We start from the raw sequence: 17,492 nt of genomic DNA, 5'->3' as shown, positions 1-17,492 counted from the left end.
GCACGCCCCCAACGGGCGTGTCGGTGAGAAGCCTGCAGTCCCCGGGGTTACCAGATCGGCAAGGTGTAGGTCACCAGGAAGCGGGTCTGGTTTTCATCGCGAAATGCTGCGCCGGCCGGGAAATCGTTGCGATAAATCGCCTTGCGCGCCACCAGTCCAACGTTTTTCAGCGGCCCGCTCTGCACCACATAGCCCAGCTCCATCTGGAACTCGCGCTCCTTGCGATCTTCGGCGTTGAAGGCTGCCAGCTCGATATTGTCACCGCGCAAATAACGCAACCGCCCCCTTAGCCCGGGCACTCCGGACGCTGCGAAATCATAGTCATAGATGGCCTGCCACGTGCGCTCCCTGGCGTTGAGAAAGTCCGAAGCCATGGTCAGCTCACTCATCCCCATCAACTCTGTCCCGGAGATGTAGGGCGTCGCCGAGTCGCCACTGGAATGCATGTAGCCGAGGCCCAGGCGATGCCCGCCATAGCGGTAGCTGAACAGCCCCGAGACGTTGCGGTTGTCCACTTCACCGGCCTTGGCACTGCCATCCTCGCGACTGAAAAAACTGCGCAGGTCGCTGGTCAATGTCCCACCGCCCAGCGGCAGGTCATGCAGCAAGGCAAAGGTATCCTGTTGGTACAGGTCGGCCACCTCGGCGTGGTACGCACGCAGGCTCAGCGTCTTGCTGACCTGATAATCGCCCCCCAGATAGGCCATGTGCGAGGTCGTGGCAGTCGCGTTGAAGCGCCGGTTGGGCGAGGCGATGGTCATCGCCTCATAGTTGGTGGAATTGCGCTTGTCGATGCGATCGATGTACCCGGTGTTCAGCGTCAGGTCATTGATGTCCCTGGAGCTCAGGATGGTGCCGCGAAAGGTTTGCGGCAGCAGTCGCGAGGGGCTGGCAAACGCAAACGGCAGGAAGATCGACACGTCCCCGGACTTCACCGTGGTCTGGGCAAAACGCAGCTTGGCGGTCGGGGCCAGGCGCGAGTACTCATCCGCCGCCCGATTGTCGCTGGCCGACACCGGCAACAACTCGGTGCCGCTGCGATCCGGCGCGGAGTCGAGCTTGACCCCCAGCAGCCCGCGGACGTCCAGTCCAAAACCCAGCGGCCCCTGGGTAAATCCCGACTCCATGTTCATGATGAAACCCTGGGCCCACTCCTGGGCAGCGGTCTTGGCCCCATCGTCCTTGTATTGGCGGTCCAGGTAGTAATTACGCAGGGTCAAGGTGCCATGGCTGTCTTCGATAAAGCCCCCGGCGCGAAGCTGGGTGGGCAGAACGCTCAAGCCGAGCAGTGCCAGGACACACCCGCGACCGATACCGGGCACACAGGTGGCTGACGCCGTCGCAACGTCGTACGTGGGGAGATTGGGCATGTTCGATTTCCATTTTTTATTATTGTTTGTGCTGCCAGGAGAGCGCAGCACAGCCGGCTTCGCGGACAGAGAATGGAAATTGCCCATGACTCCTGTCAATGGTAACTGACCGATAATCGAACATTAATATTGTTATCTATTTTTCATAAGGTCTCATGATCAGTTGTTTAGCCATTGATTTATATAACTTTTATCCTGTTTTTATAGATTTTTATGGGTCAGTTCATTTTTTAGTTATCTTTGTTATCTTATTAATCAGCAGTCATCTTCAGCGTACCTCGTGCGATGGGACGGCTCGACTCCACAACAAAAACAACAATGAGGTTCCCCCCATGGACAGCCCATCGCGTCGTTCGACGCTGACAATCGCTTTGTGCTTTATCGTTGCGTTGATCGAGGGTTTCGATCTGCAGGCCGCCGGCACTGCTGCCGCCGGGCTGCGCCAGAGTTTTGCCCTGGACCCGAAAATGATGGGTTGGGTGTTCAGTGCCGGGATCATCGGCCTGCTGCCTGGGGCGTTTTTTGGCGGCTGGGTCGCCGATCGCATCGGCCGCAAGAAAATCCTCGTCGGTGCAGTGCTGCTGTTCGGCCTGTTTTCCCTTTGCACTGCCTATGTCGAGAGCTACTCCAGCCTGTTGCTGGTGCGCTTCATGACCGGGTTGGGCCTGGGTGCCGCCCTGCCCAACCTGATAGCCCTGTGCGCCGAGGCCGTAAGCGAACGCAACCGCGGCACCGCCATCAGTGTCATGTACTGCGGCGTGCCCCTGGGCGGTGCGCTCGCGGCAGTGGTGGCGATGTTTTCCAGTGAACACTGGCAAACCACCTTCATCATCGGCGGCCTGGTGCCCTTGCTGGTTGTACCGCTGATGGCCCTGCTGCTGCCCGAGTCCACTGCCTTCCGCCAGCAACGTTCAGCAACTGGCAGCCCACGGCCGTCCACCGCACAGGCGCTGTTCGGCGAAGGCCGGACACGCAACACCCTGGCCTTGTGGCTGAGCTATTTCTTCACCTTGACCGTGATGTACATGCTGCTCAACTGGCTCCCTTCATTGCTGCTGGAACAGGGCTTCAGCAAACCCCAAGCGGGCATGATCCAGATGCTGTTCAACATCGGTGGCGCCCTCGGCTCGCTGCTCGGTGGCCTGCTTCTGGACCGTTGCAACGGCCTCAAGGTCGTGCTGTTCGTGTATGCCGGGTTGCTGGCGGCGCTGGCCGGGGTCGGCCTGTCTAGCGGAATCGTGCCAATGTCGATCGCCGGGTTTGCCGCCGGGCTTTTCGTCATGGCTGCGCAACTGGTGCTCTACGCCCTGGCGCCACCGTCCTACCCGACCGCAGTGCGCGCCACCGGCGTCGGTGCGGCCGTGGCCATCGGTCGCCTGGGCTCAGTGGCAGGCCCCTTGGCCGCCGGGCAGATCCTTGCCGCCGGTGCCGGCACTACTGGCGTGCTGCTGGCGACTTCGCCCGGGCTGGTGATCGCCGCCTTGTCGATCATCACCGTGATTGCCCGCTCCAGTTCGACCACTGAAGCACCGCTGAATACCGCCAACTGAGCATCACTGCGAAGTTTTCAACCTTGCAGCAAAATCCAATCGAGTAAGGGGCGGTTTCACCACCGCCGTCCTCTCCCAGTGCCAGCGTGCACTGGGACTGGGCGCGTGCAGTTACAACATCCCGAATCGCAAAGCATGTCCCAGGCTCTACCCCATCAGCCCATCACGCCCCTCTATTGGATCCCTTGCGAGGAAATCCACGAAACGTTCGATAATCGAACACTTTAAAAAATTATAAGTATTTGTTTTTTAAACGTTTTTATAAACCAATATCAAGAAACAGAGCAAAACCCTCTAACAGCCACTTTTCAATGGATCCATAAATCGATTGACTGGCGCCACACGGTGTCAGGTAAACGCCTGCCCGCTCATAAAAATAACAAGGGTGTCGTGATGAGTGACTTCTCAATCGGGCTCAAGTCTTGGCTTGTACCCACCTTCGTGTGCCTTTCTCGTTTTACCTGTACGCAGCCTCGTCTCAAGGGGCAGCAGCTATGACTGTCGCGCTGAAGAACGTGGTAGATGAACGGCCGATGGCGTCGTTCCAGTGGTTGGCCGTGGGTATCTGTATTGTCCTGAACATGATCGATGGGTTCGACGTGCTGGTGATGGCCTTCACGGCCTCCTCGGTCTCTGCCGAATGGGGCCTGAACGGCGCGCAGATCGGGCTGTTGTTAAGTGCCGGGTTGTTTGGCATGGCGGCCGGCTCTCTGTTTATTGCACCGTGGGCGGATCGCTTTGGTCGTCGACCATTGATTCTGTTTTGCCTGCTGCTCTCGGGGGTCGGCATGCTGTTGTCGGCGCTGAGCCAGACGCCCGTGCAACTGGCGCTACTGCGTGGGCTGACCGGCTTGGGAATCGGCGGGATCCTGGCCAGCAGCAACGTGATTGCCAGTGAATACGCCAACAAACGCTGGCGTGGGTTAGCGGTGAGCCTGCAATCCACCGGTTATGCCCTGGGTGCGACCTTCGGTGGCCTGCTTTCAGTATGGCTGTTGACGCACTTTGGCTGGCGCTCGGTATTCATCTTCGGTGGTGCCGTAACCCTGGCAGTGATTCCGCTGGTGCTGGTGTATTTGCCCGAATCGCTGGACTTTCTGCTCGCCCGCCGCCCCGACAACGCCTTGGCACGTATCAATCGCCTGGCCGCCCGCCTCGGTCAGCCATCACTGCGCGAGCTGCCCGCCGCCCTCTCGGCGCCGACTTCAGGCCGCGGGCGCTTGGCGCAGTTGCTCTCACCGGCGTCACGGCGCACGACCCTGCTGATCTGGCTGCTGTTCTTCCTGGTGATGTTCGGCTTCTATTTCGTGATGAGCTGGACACCCAAGCTGCTGGTATCGGCAGGGCTTTCGGCACAGCAAGGGATCAGCGGCGGCGTGTTGTTGAGCGTCGGCGGTATTTTCGGCGCAGCCCTGATTGGTGCCCTGGCCTCGCGCTGGCGCCTGACCCGTGTGCTGTCGCTGTTCATGCTGGCTACGGCAGGTTTGCTGGTGCTGTTCGTTGACTCGGCCTCATCAGTATCCATGGCCCTCGGACTGGGTCTGTTGATCGGGCTGTTTGCCAATGGCTGCGTGGCGGGCTTGTACGCGCTGTCACCGATTGTCTATGACGCTTCGGTACGAGCAACTGGCGTCGGCTGGGGCATCGGTATCGGGCGGATCGGCGCGATTCTGTCGCCGACCGTGGCCGGCCTGTTGCTCGATAGCGGCTGGCAGCCACTGCATCTGTATGGGGTGTTTGCTGTGGTTTTCGTCATCGCCGCAGCCGTGCTGCTACTACTGCGACCTGAAGCCAAACAGCAACCTGACGCCCAATTCAGCCAGGCTTGAGCCTATGCCAAGAGTAGCGAGGGGCCGCCCTCGCTACTGACTACATCCTCCAGGAATACAATAATAATGACTCGCTCCCCCCTCCCTCCCCGGGCCTTGCTCGGCGGTGCAATCCTGATCGCCCTCCTACCTTCAGCGCATGCTGAGGACGGTGGCTTTTTCGAGGATTCCAAGACCAGCCTGGTGCTGCGAAATTACTACTTCAATCGTGATTTCAACGATCCGGGCGCCAGCAAGAGCAAGATAGAAGAATGGGCCCAAGGCGCTATCCTCAAGTTCAATTCTGGCTATACCCCTGGCGTGCTCGGTTTTGGCCTTGACGGTATCGCGATGCTTGGCCTCAAGCTCGACAGCGGCCCACAACGCAGCGGTTCGGAACTGCTTCCGGTGCACGACGACGGACGCTCCGCCGACGATTACGGGCGCATTGGCGTGGCCGCCAAAATGCGCCTATCCGCCACAGAACTGATGCTCGGCGAGCTCATGCCGGACATCCCGCTGCTGCGCTACGATGACGGCCGCCTGCTGCCACAGACCTTTCAGGGCACCATGCTGGTGTCCCGAGAGTTGCCGGGACTGAACCTGCAAGCAGGTCAATACACCGACGTGAGCTTGCGCAATTCCTCGAACATGCAAGACCTCTCGGCGTGGGCAGCCCCCACCGTGATGTCGGACGGTTTCAACTACATGGGCGCCGAATACCGCTTCAACCAACAACAAACCCTGGTCGGCGCCTGGCACTCGCAACTCGAAGACATCTATCAGCAAAGCTATCTGAACCTGCTGCATAAACAGCAGTTCGCTGACTGGACCCTCGGCGCGAACCTGGGCTATTTCATCGACAAGGAAGACGGCAGCGCACGGATCGGCAATGTGCAAAGCCACACCGCCTACGGGTTGTTCTCAGCCAAACTTGGCGGCCACACCCTGTACCTGGGCCTGCAGAAGGTCAGCGGTGACACCGCCTGGATGTCGGTATATGGCAGTAGCGGGCGAACCCTGGGCAATGACATGTTCAACGGTAATTTCAGCAACGCCGACGAACGCTCCTGGCAGGCTCGATATGATTACGATTTCGCTGCCGCCGGGATCCCCGGCCTGTTGCTGATGACCCGCTACGGTCACGGCGAAAACGCCACCACCAAGGCCGGCACCGATGGCAAGGAATGGGAGCGCGACACTGAAGTCAGCTACACCCTGCAGAGCGGTCCACTGAAAAGCCTGAGCGTGCGCGTCAACAACGCCACCAACCGTCGCAGCTTCAACAGTGACTTCGATCAGACCCGCATCATCATCAACTACCCGCTGTCACTCTGATCCTCCCTGCAGGGGCGCTTGTCGCCCCTGCAGCTCTCCCCCTCCTTGCGTTACTATGGCGAACCCCCTCTCTGGAAGTCGCCTGCATGAGTAAACCCGGTCAAATGGTGCTAGTGGCACTGCGCAAAATGATTGCCTCGGGCGAGCTGGCGGCGGGCGAGCGGCTGATGGAGATTCCGACGGCGGATCGCTTCGGCGTCTCGCGCATGCCGGTACGCATGGCTTTCCTGACCCTCGAACAGGAAGGCTTGCTGGTACGCCACGGCGGACGGGGTTATCAGGTGCGCTCGGTGAGTGCCGACGATATTGCCGGCGCCGTGGAAGTGCGTGGGGTGCTGGAGGGGCTGGCCGCCCGGCAGAGTGCCGAACGTGGCTTGAGCGAGCAAGCGCGGGCGGCACTGCATGAATGCCTGGTGCAAGGCGATGCACTGTTCGACAAAGGCTACGTGACAGAAGAAGACCTTGAGGCGTTTCATGACCTCAACATGCGCTTTCACCAGGTGATCGTCGAAAGCAGCGCCAACCCGGCCATCGCCGAAGCCCTGGCGCGCAATGACCATCGTCCCTTCGCTTCAGTGTCGGCGCTGGCTTTCGATCGCGAGGACATGGCACGCGAATACCGGCGCTTCAACTTCGCTCACATGCAACACCACTCGGTGGTCGACGCGCTGGTCAGTCGCCAGGGTGCTCGCGCCGAAGCCATCATGCGCGAACATGCCAATGCGACCCTGCGTTATGCCGAGGTGTTCGGTGCGAGCGGCACCAGTAGCGAAGGGATTAAAGTGATCGCGCGCGGCGAATGATCGTTTGGCTCAGAGGTCCAGCACCAGCAACGCCGATCTGGATCTCGAACAGCAGGGTGTGAACTGATCATTGGCAGCTTGCTCCTCTTCGGTGAGAAACAGGTCACGGTGCTCGGGCACCCCTTCCAGCACACGGGTCAGGCAGGTTCCACAAACACCCTGCTCACAGGAAATCGCGATCTCGACACCGTGACTTTCCAGCACCTGGACCACCGTCTTGTCGGCCGGAATGTCGAACACCCGGCCGCTACTGCCAAGCTTCACCTGGAACGACCCATCGGCACTGGTATCCACCGGCGCTGCGGCGAAATATTCACGGTGTAACTGCGCTTCACTCCAGCCCTGGAGCCTGGCGCTGTCGAGCACATGCTGCATGAAGCCTGAAGGACCACAGACATATAGGTGCAAGTCCGGTGCCGGACCGGCGAGAACGTTGGCCGCATCCAAGCGCGAATCGGGGTCTTGATCAAAATGCAGGTGCACGCGGTCCGCAAAGGGTGACCCCTTGAGTCGCTCGACAAAAGCCGCACGGTCACCGGCGCGCGCGCAGTAATGCAGTTCGAAATCGGCACCGCTGTCGGCCAGTTGCTCGGCCATGCAGAGAATCGGGGTGATGCCGATACCGCCGGCGAACAACAGGCTGCGCCGCGCTTCAGCCACCAACGGGAATAGATTACGCGGCTCGCTGATGTACAGCCGATCGCCGCTGTTGACCTGCTCATGCATGCACTGGGAACCACCGCGCGAGGCTGCGTCCTTGAGTACGCTGATCTGGTAGCGATGGCGCTCTTGCGGGTGATTGCACAGTGAGTACTGACGGATCAGCCCGCCAGGCAAGTGCACATCGATGTGGGCGCCGGCAGTGAAGCCGGGCAGCTCCCCACCCTGGGCACAGGTCAGCTCGTAGCTACAAATATCCAGCGCTTCGTTGTTGCGGGATGTCACGACGACTTCAATCATGTCGCACCTTCAAGACCGGCCACCGCAGTGGCCGCGATATAGGGGAATGGGAGTGGACCGCGGTATGTTGGAGGGCGCTCGTCGTCGCTATTTGACCGAGGTGATCAGCTCGACCGCCGGGGTCCGCTCTCGGGCGATGATGCGCTCCAGCACTCGCCTGGACTGCACGCCACCGGCATCGATATTGAGCTTGAGCAAGTTGCGCTCAGGGTTGGCCAGCAGGTTTTTCTGCTGTTGCTCGAGCATGTCCAGGTCTTCGCTGAAGATCTTGCCCTGGCCCTCACGGATGCTTGCGGTCAGCGCTTCGTCATGCGGATTGAAGTTGCGTGCCATACCCCAGAAGTACCAGATCGAGGTGTCGGTTTCCGGTGTAATGAAGTCGACCACGATACTCGCGGCTTTGTGTTGCGGCTCGGCGTCGTAACCGCCCTTGCCGGCATGGGCCACCCCCACCTCGATCAATACGTGACTGGGCGGACTGAAGCGGCAGATCTGCCAACGGTCCACCAGCACGTCGTCGGCCAGGTTGTTACCCCGCAGGGCCATGCGCCAGAACGGCGGCGCCATGATGTTTTGCATGTGCCGCGCGGTGACCACTTCGTCACCCTGAACGGTGGTGACCGGTGCCGCTTCATCGATTTCCTTCTGGCCAATGCTGGAAGCGTGCACGTAGGTTTCGTGGGTCAGGTCCATCAGGTTATCGATCATCAGGCGATAGTCGCAGCCGATATGGAACAGCCCACCACCATAGGCCCACTCATCGCTGACCGCCCATTGCAGATGGTGGATCAGCGCAGGGTCGGCCTTGTCCTGTTCCCCAGGCCAGACCCAGATAAAACCGTAACGCTCTTCAACGGCATAGGTCTTGTTGCACGGAAAGCCCCGTACGCGCTGCCCCGGCATTTCGACGGTCTTGCCGTCACAGCCCATCACCAGGCCGTGGTAGCCGCAGACCAGGTTGCCGTTCTCGACATAGCCAAGCGATAAGGGAGCGCCGCGATGCGGGCAAAAATTCTCGACGGCGGCAACACGCCCTTCATGGCCGCGATAGAAAACGATTTTCTCACCGCATATTTGCCGCCCCAGGGGCTTCTCGGCGATCTCGTCGGGGGTACAGGCGACATACCAGGTGTTTTTCGGATACATGGGGATCTCCAGGCCAGGTTTATTCTTATGGATCCATTTGATCGATTTTGACCCGGGCAAGTCAAGAGATTTTACCTTATTAAGTATTTAATGGATCCATTAATGCGTTTGCAGTGTTTTAATCCTGCGCATTAACCCCATGCCTGGCGTGGTCGATGCGGTGATCTTCAGCTTGGGGGGCGATGGTTATTCCCTGGCAGTCAGGACCGTTGAGGACCTGCTGCGTCGTCAAGTGGGCAACCGCTAACCATGGGCTACTTCATTGGCAAGGAAGAGGGTGCCAGCTTGGCCGGCGACACGGACAACAAAACAGGGGAGCAGCACGTTACATGCTGGCTTGCAGAAGCTCACCGCAGATACCGCCTGGGTGCGGGTTAACGGTGCCAGTGGCGGCACCTTGGTCAACGACCGCTTCAACTCTAGTTTCGATAACGCGCAGGAACGCACTTGGCAGTGCTCGTCACGACTTCACGCTGCTTCAGGCCGATTACTACCTGAAGTGAAGGGCCGCTGCCGCCCCTTCGCTTCAGGCAGCCAGCCCCTCGGACAATCGCCTGCTCAGGCCTGCAACCCGAACGGGTCGTCCACGGAGTGGCTCGGCTGGGTAAACCAGCGCGGGCCAGTGGCGGTCATGTAGAAATGATCCTCCAGGCGAATGCCGAACTCGCCAGGCACACAAATCATCGGTTCATTGGAGAAGCACATGCCCTCGGCCAGCGGCGTCTGATCACCCCGCACCAGGTAGGGACCCTCGTGAATGTCCAGGCCGATGCCATGTCCGGTGCGGTGCGGCAGGCCGGGCAACTGATAGTCCGGGCCGAGACCGGCGACTTCCAGGCTAAGCCGTGCGGCGGCATCCACCGCCTGGCAGGGTTCGCCCAGGCGTGCGGCGTCGAAGGCAGCCAACTGGGCGGCCTTTTCCAGGTTCCACAGCGCGCGCTGGCGGTCGCTCGGGGTGCCGAACACGTAACTGCGAGTGATATCCGACTGGTAGCCGTGGAGCAGGCAGCCCGTGTCGATCAGCACCATGTCGCCGTCCTTGAGCACCTGCGCGTGCTTCACCCCATGGGGAAAGGCGCTGGCCTCGCCGAACAGCACGATGCAGAAGGTCGAACCCGGCGCGCCCACCTTGCGGTGCGCCTCGCGGATGAACTCGGCAACCTCGGTGGTGCTGATACCTGCGCGCAGGATGCTGGCGGCAGCCTTGTGCACTTGCAAGGTCATGTCTTTGGCGCGCTGCATCAGCGCCAATTCTGTAGCGCTCTTGTGATAGCGACACAGGTTGATCACGCAGGAAGCGTCTATGAACTCCAAGCGCGATTCGAGGCGGCGGATTGCCTCGAACATGCAGAACGCCAGGGACGGGCATAGACCCACCACTGCGTCGTCGGCGATGCCCATTCCAGCGAGCATGTCGAGCAGCAGGCGGTAAGGACTCTCATGCTCCTGCCAACCATGGATAACCCCATCCACCTCGCGGAAGTCGCGGATGGTGCCCTCTTCAAAAGCCGGGGCGATATAGGCCAGCGGGCCGTTGGCGGGCAGCACGGCACCGACCAAACGTTCGCTCGGGTTCCACTTCACTCCGGTGAAGTAGTACAGGTTGCTGCCGGCGTTCAGATAGAGGGCAGCAATGCCCTGCTCAAGCATCAGGCTCTGGGCCTTGGCAATGCGTGACAGGTATTCGTCGAGGCCGATGGGCTGCATGCCCGCAGTCATCTTCGTCAGGCCGGCCAGCGCCTGTTCCGCAGTTTTGCCACCAACACCGACTGTCATCTCGTTCTCCTGAATTATGTGTAATGCTCTAAATTTAAGCCTGACTTAAACTTCAGTCAACGCCTATTTTCAGTGCTACTTAATTTCAGCTAGGCGAAAAGCCTTCTCAGCGATGCGTCGCCCGCTATACTGGCGCCTTCCAGAATACGAGCCACGCCAATGACCGTAGAACAGATCGGGGAACGGTTGCGCCGCTACCGCCGTGCCGCCAACAAGACCCTGAACCAAGTCGCCACTGAAACAGGCCTCACCGCCAGCTTCCTGTCCCAAGCGGAGCGTAACCTCACTGGCGTGTCCATCTCCTCGCTGGCGAAAATCGCAAGTGCCTTGGGCATTCCGCTCAATTCCCTGTTCGAACAGCCTCCCCAGCCCCAGCCTGACTCCCACCAGGGCCAGCGCGTGCGGTACACGGTCGGCAGCCAGCCGTTGGTCTACGAGCGCCTGTCCAGCAGCTTTCCCGGCAACCTGATCAACGCGATGAAGATGACCATGGCGGTGGGCTACCAGTCCGAACTCATCTCCCACGAAGGCGCAGAGTTTACCTATGTGCTCTCCGGGCAGATCGTCTACACCATCGAAGGCCACACCTACCCGCTCGGCCCGGGGGGATCGGTGCATTTCGACTCCACCAAGCACCATTCCATCGCCAACTCTGGCGACGATGTTGCCGAAGTGCTGGTTGTCACCACCATGGGCGGCCTGCTCGACGACCACCCCGCGACTTGAGCGGTCACGTCGAATAAGTAAGTGTCACTGAATTTAAGTTGTATTTAATTTTAGAATAACTTAAGTTTTGCCTCGGCCGCTGACGGCGCGAGTTTCCCTCTCCCCTTCAGCGTCACCGCCCAAGCCAGCACGTCGGCCTTTGGCTCCCTGTCGCACATGACGGGCAGCCTACAGCCCGTAAAGCCGCAGGGTCAGGTGCCCCTCCCCTGGAATGAACGACCTGATCTGCCGCCCTCAAAAATAACAACAATGAGGTTCGCATGCGCAAAACAACCACGCTCAAGACCATGATTGCCGCCGGCCTGATCCTCGGCTCCGGCTTCACCCACGCCGCCAGCAACCTGGTGTTCTGTTCCGAAGGTAGCCCTGCTGGCTTCGACCCAGGCCAATACACCACGGGGACCGACTTCGACGCCTCAGCCGAAACTGTCTTCAACCGTCTTTCGCAATTTGAACGTGGCGGGACCAAGGTCATCCCGGGGCTGGCAACCCGCTGGGACGTTTCTCCCGACGGCCTGACCTACACCTTCCACCTGCGTGATGGGGTCAAGTTCCACACCACCGACTACTTCAAGCCGACTCGCGACTTCAACGCCGACGACGTGCTGTTCACCTTCAAGCGCATGCTCGACAAGGACATGCCGTTCCGCAAGGCCTACCCCACCGAGTTCCCCTACTTCACCGACATGGGGATGCACGAAAACATCACCCAGGTCGAAAAAGTCGACGACCATACCGTCAAGTTCACCCTCAAGGGTGTCGACGCAGCCTTCATCCAGAACATGGCCATGAGCTTCGCCTCGATCCAGTCGGCCGAATATGCCGACCAGTTGCTCAAGCAAGGCAAGGCCCAGGACATCAACCAGAAGCCGATCGGCACTGGCCCGTTCGTGTTCAGCAAATACCAGAAAGACGCCCAGATTCGCTACAAGGGCAACAAGGATTACTGGAAGCCTGAAGACGTGAAGATCGACAATCTGATCTTCGCCATCACCACCGACGCCTCGGTGCGCATGCAAAAGCTGAAAAAGAACGAATGCCAGATCACCTCCTTCCCGCGCCCGGCCGATATCAAGCCGCTGCAGGAAGACAAGAACCTCAAGATGCCTAGCCAACCAGGCTTCAACCTTGGCTATATCGCCTACAACTTCACCCGCAAGCCGTTTGACCAGCTCCAAGTACGCCAGGCGCTAGATATGGCGGTAAACAAGCAAGCCATCATCGACGCCGTTTACCAGGGCGCCGGCCAGTTGGCCGTCAACGGCTTGCCGCCGACCCAGTGGTCCTACGACGAGACCATCAAGGATGCCGACTACAACCCGCAAAAGGCCAAGGAGTTGCTCAAGGCTGCAGGCGTCAAAGAAGGCACGGCAATCAACCTCTGGGCCATGCCGGTGCAGCGCCCCTACAACCCCAACGCCAGGCTGATGGCCGAAATGCTCCAGGCCGACTGGGCCAAAATCGGCATCAAGGCCAACATCGTCAGCTACGAATGGGGCGAGTACATCAAGCGCGCCCACGCCGGCGAGCAGGACATCATGTTGATTGGCTTCACTGGCGATAACGGTGACCCAGACAACTGGCTGGGCACCCTCTACACCTGCAACGCGGTCAACGGCAACAACTTCTCCAAGTGGTGCAATGATGGCTACGACAAGTTGGTAGGGGCCGCCAAGGCCACCGCCGATGTGGAGCAGCGCACCGCGCTGTACAAACAAGCGCAGCATCTCCTGAAAGCGCAGGTGCCGATGACCCCGGTCGCCCACTCCACGGTCTACCAGCCGATGCGCGCCAGTGTGCAGAACTTCCAGATCAGCCCTTTCGGGCTCAGCAGCTTCTACGGCGTCTACAACCAGCAGTGAGCAACAGGGGCCGGCCAAACGGCCCCCTTCGCCTTCCTCGAGCCGGCGCCAGACCGGCGAGGACGGTCTCACCTGCTACAACCAAAAATATCCAGCGCCACACCGGGACACGTCGAGCCCAAGCCTTTACCCATGCAGCCTGAACTGCTGAGAACGGCCAGCACGATGACCGGCATTACAAAAAAGATAAGGAGTGAGTCGCCCAAATGCTGAGTTTTATTGCCCGCCGACTGGGGTTGTTGATCCCCACCTTTTTCGGCATCACCCTGCTGACTTTCGCGTTGATTCGCATGATTCCTGGCGACCCTGTGGAAGTCATGATGGGCGAACGCCGGGTCGACCCCGAAATGCACGCTCAGGCAATGGAACGCCTTGGCCTGAACAAGCCGCTGTATGCCCAGTACCTGGACTACATCGGCAAACTGGCCCAGGGCGACCTCGGTGAATCGCTGCGCACCCGTGAAAGTGTCTGGAGCGAGTTCACTTCGCTGTTCCCCGCGACCCTCGAACTGTCCATGGCTGCCCTGCTGTTCGCCGGGATCCTCGGTTTGCTGGCCGGGGTGATCGCGGCCCTCAAGCGCGGATCGCTGTTCGACCATGGGGTGATGGGCATCTCCCTGGCCGGGTATTCGATGCCGATCTTCTGGTGGGGCCTGATCCTGATCATGTTCTTCTCGGTGTCCCTGGGCTGGACCCCGGTTTCCGGGCGGATCGACCTGCTCTACGACATCGAGCCGGTCACCGGTTTCATGCTGATCGACACCCTGCTGGCCGATGACACGGGCGCATTCCTCGACGCCCTGCACCACCTGATCCTGCCGGCCATCGTGCTCGGCACCATCCCGCTGGCGGTGATTGCGCGGATGACCCGCTCCTCGATGCTCGAAGTGCTGCGCGAAGACTACATCCGCACCGCACGGGCCAAAGGCCTGTCGCCGTCGCGCGTGGTGTTCGTCCACGGCCTGCGCAACGCGCTGATTCCGGTACTGACCGTGGTCGGCCTGCAGGTCGGCACGCTGCTGGCCGGTGCGGTCCTGACCGAGACCATCTTCTCCTGGCCCGGCATCGGCAAATGGCTGATCGAAGCCATCGGCGCCCGGGACTACCCCGTCGTACAAAACGGCATCCTGCTAATCGCCTGCCTGGTGATCCTGGTCAACTTCGTGGTGGACATCCTCTACGGCTTTGCCAACCCACGCATCCGTCATCAGCGCTGAGATCATTACCCATGAGTACTCCAACACCCTCGGTAGCAGTCGATCAAAGCCTGCTGTATCCGTCCCCGTACAAAGAATTCTGGCAAGCGTTCTCCAAAAACAAAGGCGCCGTTGCCGGCCTGATGTTCATGTTGCTGGTGATCTTCTGCGCGATCTTCGCGCCCTGGGTTGCCCCGCATAACCCCAGCGAGCAGTACCGCGACTTCCTGCTGACCCCGCCGGCCTGGCTCGAAGGCGGGCAACTGCAGTTCCTGCTCGGCACCGATGAACTGGGGCGCGACCTGCTGTCGCGCTTGATCCAGGGTTCGCGCCTGTCGCTGATGATCGGCTTGTCGTCGGTGGTGATGTCGTTGATCCCGGGGATCCTGCTGGGCCTGTTCGCCGGGTTCTTCCCGCGTCTACTAGGCCCGACCATCATGCGCCTGATGGACATCATGCTGGCCCTGCCCTCCTTGCTGCTGGCCGTGGCGATTGTCGCCATCCTCGGCCCTGGCCTGATCAACACCGTGATCGCCATCGCCATCGTGTCCCTGCCGTCCTACGTGCGCCTGACCCGCGCCGCGGTGATGGGCGAGCTGAATCGTGACTACGTGACGGCCGCGCGCCTGGCCGGTGCCGGCCTGCCCCGCCTGATGTTCATCACCGTGCTGCCCAACTGCATGGCTCCGCTGATCGTCCAGGCGACCCTGAGTTTCTCCTCGGCGATTCTCGATGCCGCCGCCCTGGGCTTCCTCGGTCTTGGCGTGCAACCGCCAACCCCGGAGTGGGGCACCATGCTGGCCTCGGCCCGCGACTACATCGAACGCGCCTGGTGGGTGGTAAGCCTGCCTGGCTTGACCATTTTGCTCAGCGTGCTGGCAATCAACTTGATGGGCGACGGCCTGCGCGATGCGCTGGACCCGAAACTCAAGAACGCCGCCTGAGGAGATTCCCATGTCACTGTTAGAAATCAAGAATCTCAACGTGCGTTTCGGCGACAAGACCGCCGTTCCGGTGGTCGACGGCCTCGACATTAGCGTGGACAAGGGCGAAGTCCTGGCCATCGTTGGCGAGTCGGGGTCGGGTAAATCGGTGACCATGATGGCGCTGATGGGCCTGATCGAGCACCCCGGAATCGTCACCGCCGACGCCCTGAACTTCGACGGCAAGAACATGCTCAAGCTGAGCAACCGGCAGCGGCGGCAGATCGTCGGCAAAGACCTGGCCATGGTCTTCCAGGACCCGATGACCGCGCTGAACCCGAGCTACACCGTCGGTTTCCAGATTGAAGAAGTGCTGCGCCTGCACCTGAAAATGTCCGGCCGCGCGGCGCGCAAGCGTGCCATCGAACTGCTGGAAAAAGTCGAGATCCCCGGGGCCGCCAGCCGCATGGACGCCTACCCGCACCAGCTCTCCGGCGGCATGAGCCAACGCGTGGCGATTGCCATGGCAATTGCGGGCGAACCCAAGCTGCTGATCGCCGACGAACCGACCACCGCCCTCGACGTGACCATTCAGGCGCAGATCATGGACCTGCTGCTGGCCCTGCAGAAAGAGCAGAACATGGGCCTGGTGCTGATCACCCACGACCTTGCCGTGGTCGCCGAAACCGCCCAGCGCGTGTGCGTGATGTACGCCGGCCAAGCGGTGGAAGTCGGCCAGGTGCCGCAGCTGTTCGACATTCCCGCGCACCCGTACAGCGAAGCCCTGCTCAAGGCGATTCCGGAACACAGCCTGGGCGAATCGCGCCTGGCCACGCTGCCGGGTATCGTTCCCGGCCGTTACGACCGCCCGCAGGGTTGCCTGCTGTCGCCACGCTGCCCTTACGTGCAGGACAACTGCCGCGCCCAACGCCCGGCCCTCGATCCGAAAAGCAACAGCCTCGCTCGCTGCTTCTATCCTTTGAATCAGGAGGTGGCGTAATGGCCGTCGTTCTCACCGCCCGTGACCTGACCCGTCACTACGAAGTCTCCCGCGGCCTGTTCAAGGGCCACGCCACCGTGCGTGCGCTCAACGGCGTGTCGTTCGAACTGGAAGCCGGCAAGACCCTGGCCGTGGTCGGCGAATCCGGTTGCGGCAAGTCGACCCTGGCCCGCGCCCTGACGCTGATCGAAGAGCCGTCTTCCGGCTCGTTGAAAATCGCCGGCCAGGAAGTCACCGGGGCCAACAAGGCCGAGCGCAAGCAGTTGCGCAAAGACGTGCAGATGGTGTTCCAGAGCCCGTACGCGTCGCTCAACCCGCGGCAGAAAATCGGTGACCAATTGGCCGAGCCGCTGCTGATCAACACCAACCTCTCGGCCAGCGAGCGGCGCGACAAAGTCCAGGCGATGATGAAGCAGGTCGGCCTGCGTCCCGAGCATTACCAGCGTTATCCGCACATGTTTTCCGGCGGCCAGCGCCAGCGGATCGCCCTCGCCCGGGCAATGATGCTGCAACCGAAAGTGCTGGTGGCGGACGAACCGACCTCGGCGCTGGACGTGTCGATCCAGGCCCAGGTGCTGAACCTGTTCATGGACCTGCAGCAGGAATTCAACACCGCCTACGTGTTCATCTCCCACAACCTGGCGGTGGTGCGCCATGTGGCCGACCACGTGATGGTGATGTACCTCGGCCGTCCGGTGGAAATGGGCCCCAAAGAGGACATCTACACCCGCCCGCTGCACCCCTACACCCAGGCCCTGCTGTCGGCCACCCCGACCATCCACCCGGACCCGGACAAGCCGAAAATCAAGATCGTCGGCGAACTGCCCAACCCGCTGAACCCACCGTCCGGCTGCGCCTTCCACAAGCGCTGCCCGTACGCCACCGAGCGTTGTAGTACCGAAGAGCCGGCCTTGCGTTTGCTCGACAGCCGCCAGGTAGCGTGTCATTACGCCGAGCAATTTCTCGAGGGGGCGGCCCGACAAACTGCTGCACGGGTATCTGTAGCTCTGCCACTCAACGCGTCCTAGCTTGCC

The 17,492-nt window shown here is 60.7% G+C and carries 14 protein-coding genes and 1 pseudogene; 11 read left to right on the top strand and 4 right to left on the bottom strand.

Annotated elements, in window-relative coordinates:
• Nucleotides 1-47: 47 nt before the first annotated feature.
• On the bottom strand, nucleotides 48-1,370 hold the full coding sequence (locus tag QMK50_RS24635; protein WP_320334223.1) for an OprD family porin: 1,323 nt from the start codon (nucleotides 1,368-1,370) through the stop codon (nucleotides 48-50).
• 332 nt (nucleotides 1,371-1,702) lie between these two features.
• Here QMK50_RS24635 and mhpT point away from each other — a divergent pair, with 332 nt between their 5' ends.
• The 4 genes from mhpT to QMK50_RS24615 all read left to right on the top strand — a co-directional run bounded on the left by mhpT (nucleotide 1,703) and on the right by QMK50_RS24615 (nucleotide 6,869).
• Complete coding sequence (gene mhpT, locus QMK50_RS24630; RefSeq protein WP_095170105.1) at nucleotides 1,703-2,920, top strand: 3-(3-hydroxy-phenyl)propionate transporter MhpT; 1,218 nt, start codon at nucleotides 1,703-1,705, stop codon at nucleotides 2,918-2,920.
• Between the two features lie 494 nt (nucleotides 2,921-3,414).
• A complete protein-coding gene (locus QMK50_RS24625) occupies nucleotides 3,415-4,749 on the top strand; it encodes an MFS transporter (protein ID WP_320334222.1) in 1,335 nt (444 codons plus the stop codon).
• Nucleotides 4,750-4,815: 66 nt separating this feature from the next.
• Nucleotides 4,816-6,066: an OprD family porin gene (locus QMK50_RS24620; protein WP_095170103.1), complete on the top strand. Its 1,251-nt coding sequence runs from the start codon at nucleotides 4,816-4,818 to the stop codon at nucleotides 6,064-6,066.
• Nucleotides 6,067-6,152: 86 nt separating this feature from the next.
• A complete protein-coding gene (locus QMK50_RS24615) occupies nucleotides 6,153-6,869 on the top strand; it encodes a GntR family transcriptional regulator (RefSeq protein WP_095170102.1) in 717 nt (238 codons plus the stop codon).
• A gap of 9 nt (nucleotides 6,870-6,878) precedes the next feature.
• Here the strand turns inward: QMK50_RS24615 and QMK50_RS24610 are convergent, their stop codons facing one another.
• Both QMK50_RS24610 and QMK50_RS24605 read right to left on the bottom strand, forming a co-directional pair.
• Nucleotides 6,879-7,829 (bottom strand): PDR/VanB family oxidoreductase, encoded by a 951-nt coding sequence (locus QMK50_RS24610; protein ID WP_095170101.1) that lies wholly within the window; start codon nucleotides 7,827-7,829, stop codon nucleotides 6,879-6,881.
• A gap of 87 nt (nucleotides 7,830-7,916) precedes the next feature.
• On the bottom strand, nucleotides 7,917-8,975 hold the full coding sequence (locus QMK50_RS24605; protein WP_320334221.1) for an aromatic ring-hydroxylating dioxygenase subunit alpha: 1,059 nt from the start codon (nucleotides 8,973-8,975) through the stop codon (nucleotides 7,917-7,919).
• A gap of 249 nt (nucleotides 8,976-9,224) precedes the next feature.
• Here QMK50_RS24605 and QMK50_RS24600 point away from each other — a divergent pair.
• A pseudogene (locus tag QMK50_RS24600) lies at nucleotides 9,225-9,429 on the top strand (OprD family outer membrane porin); the annotation flags it as partial.
• A gap of 104 nt (nucleotides 9,430-9,533) precedes the next feature.
• Here QMK50_RS24600 and QMK50_RS24595 read toward each other — a convergent pair.
• Nucleotides 9,534-10,751: a Xaa-Pro peptidase family protein gene (locus tag QMK50_RS24595; RefSeq protein ID WP_320334220.1), complete on the bottom strand. Its 1,218-nt coding sequence runs from the start codon at nucleotides 10,749-10,751 to the stop codon at nucleotides 9,534-9,536.
• A gap of 159 nt (nucleotides 10,752-10,910) precedes the next feature.
• Between QMK50_RS24595 and QMK50_RS24590 the strand changes: the two genes are divergently transcribed.
• The 6 genes from QMK50_RS24590 to QMK50_RS24565 all read left to right on the top strand — a co-directional run bounded on the left by QMK50_RS24590 (nucleotide 10,911) and on the right by QMK50_RS24565 (nucleotide 17,486).
• Complete coding sequence (locus tag QMK50_RS24590) at nucleotides 10,911-11,477, top strand: helix-turn-helix domain-containing protein (RefSeq protein WP_095170098.1); 567 nt, start codon at nucleotides 10,911-10,913, stop codon at nucleotides 11,475-11,477.
• 260 nt (nucleotides 11,478-11,737) lie between these two features.
• On the top strand, nucleotides 11,738-13,339 hold the full coding sequence (locus QMK50_RS24585) for an ABC transporter substrate-binding protein (RefSeq protein ID WP_320334219.1): 1,602 nt from the start codon (nucleotides 11,738-11,740) through the stop codon (nucleotides 13,337-13,339).
• 206 nt (nucleotides 13,340-13,545) lie between these two features.
• Nucleotides 13,546-14,556, top strand: a complete 1,011-nt coding sequence (locus QMK50_RS24580) for an ABC transporter permease subunit (RefSeq protein WP_159995088.1) — start codon at nucleotides 13,546-13,548, stop codon at nucleotides 14,554-14,556.
• Nucleotides 14,557-14,567: 11 nt separating this feature from the next.
• Nucleotides 14,568-15,479, top strand: a complete 912-nt coding sequence (locus QMK50_RS24575) for an ABC transporter permease subunit (protein ID WP_159993742.1) — start codon at nucleotides 14,568-14,570, stop codon at nucleotides 15,477-15,479.
• A gap of 10 nt (nucleotides 15,480-15,489) precedes the next feature.
• Nucleotides 15,490-16,458: an oligopeptide/dipeptide ABC transporter ATP-binding protein gene (locus QMK50_RS24570; RefSeq protein ID WP_320333645.1), complete on the top strand. Its 969-nt coding sequence runs from the start codon at nucleotides 15,490-15,492 to the stop codon at nucleotides 16,456-16,458.
• Nucleotides 16,458-17,486, top strand: a complete 1,029-nt coding sequence (locus QMK50_RS24565) for a peptide ABC transporter ATP-binding protein (RefSeq protein ID WP_320334218.1) — start codon at nucleotides 16,458-16,460, stop codon at nucleotides 17,484-17,486. The genes QMK50_RS24570 and QMK50_RS24565 overlap by 1 nt, the downstream gene beginning before the upstream one ends.
• Nucleotides 17,487-17,492 lie beyond the last annotated feature (6 nt).

Origin of the sequence: Pseudomonas sp. P5_152 (genome assembly GCF_033989915.1) — a bacterium.
In the GTDB taxonomy this organism is placed as follows: domain Bacteria; phylum Pseudomonadota; class Gammaproteobacteria; order Pseudomonadales; family Pseudomonadaceae; genus Aquipseudomonas.
This window is presented reverse-complemented; position numbering and strand designations above follow the sequence as displayed.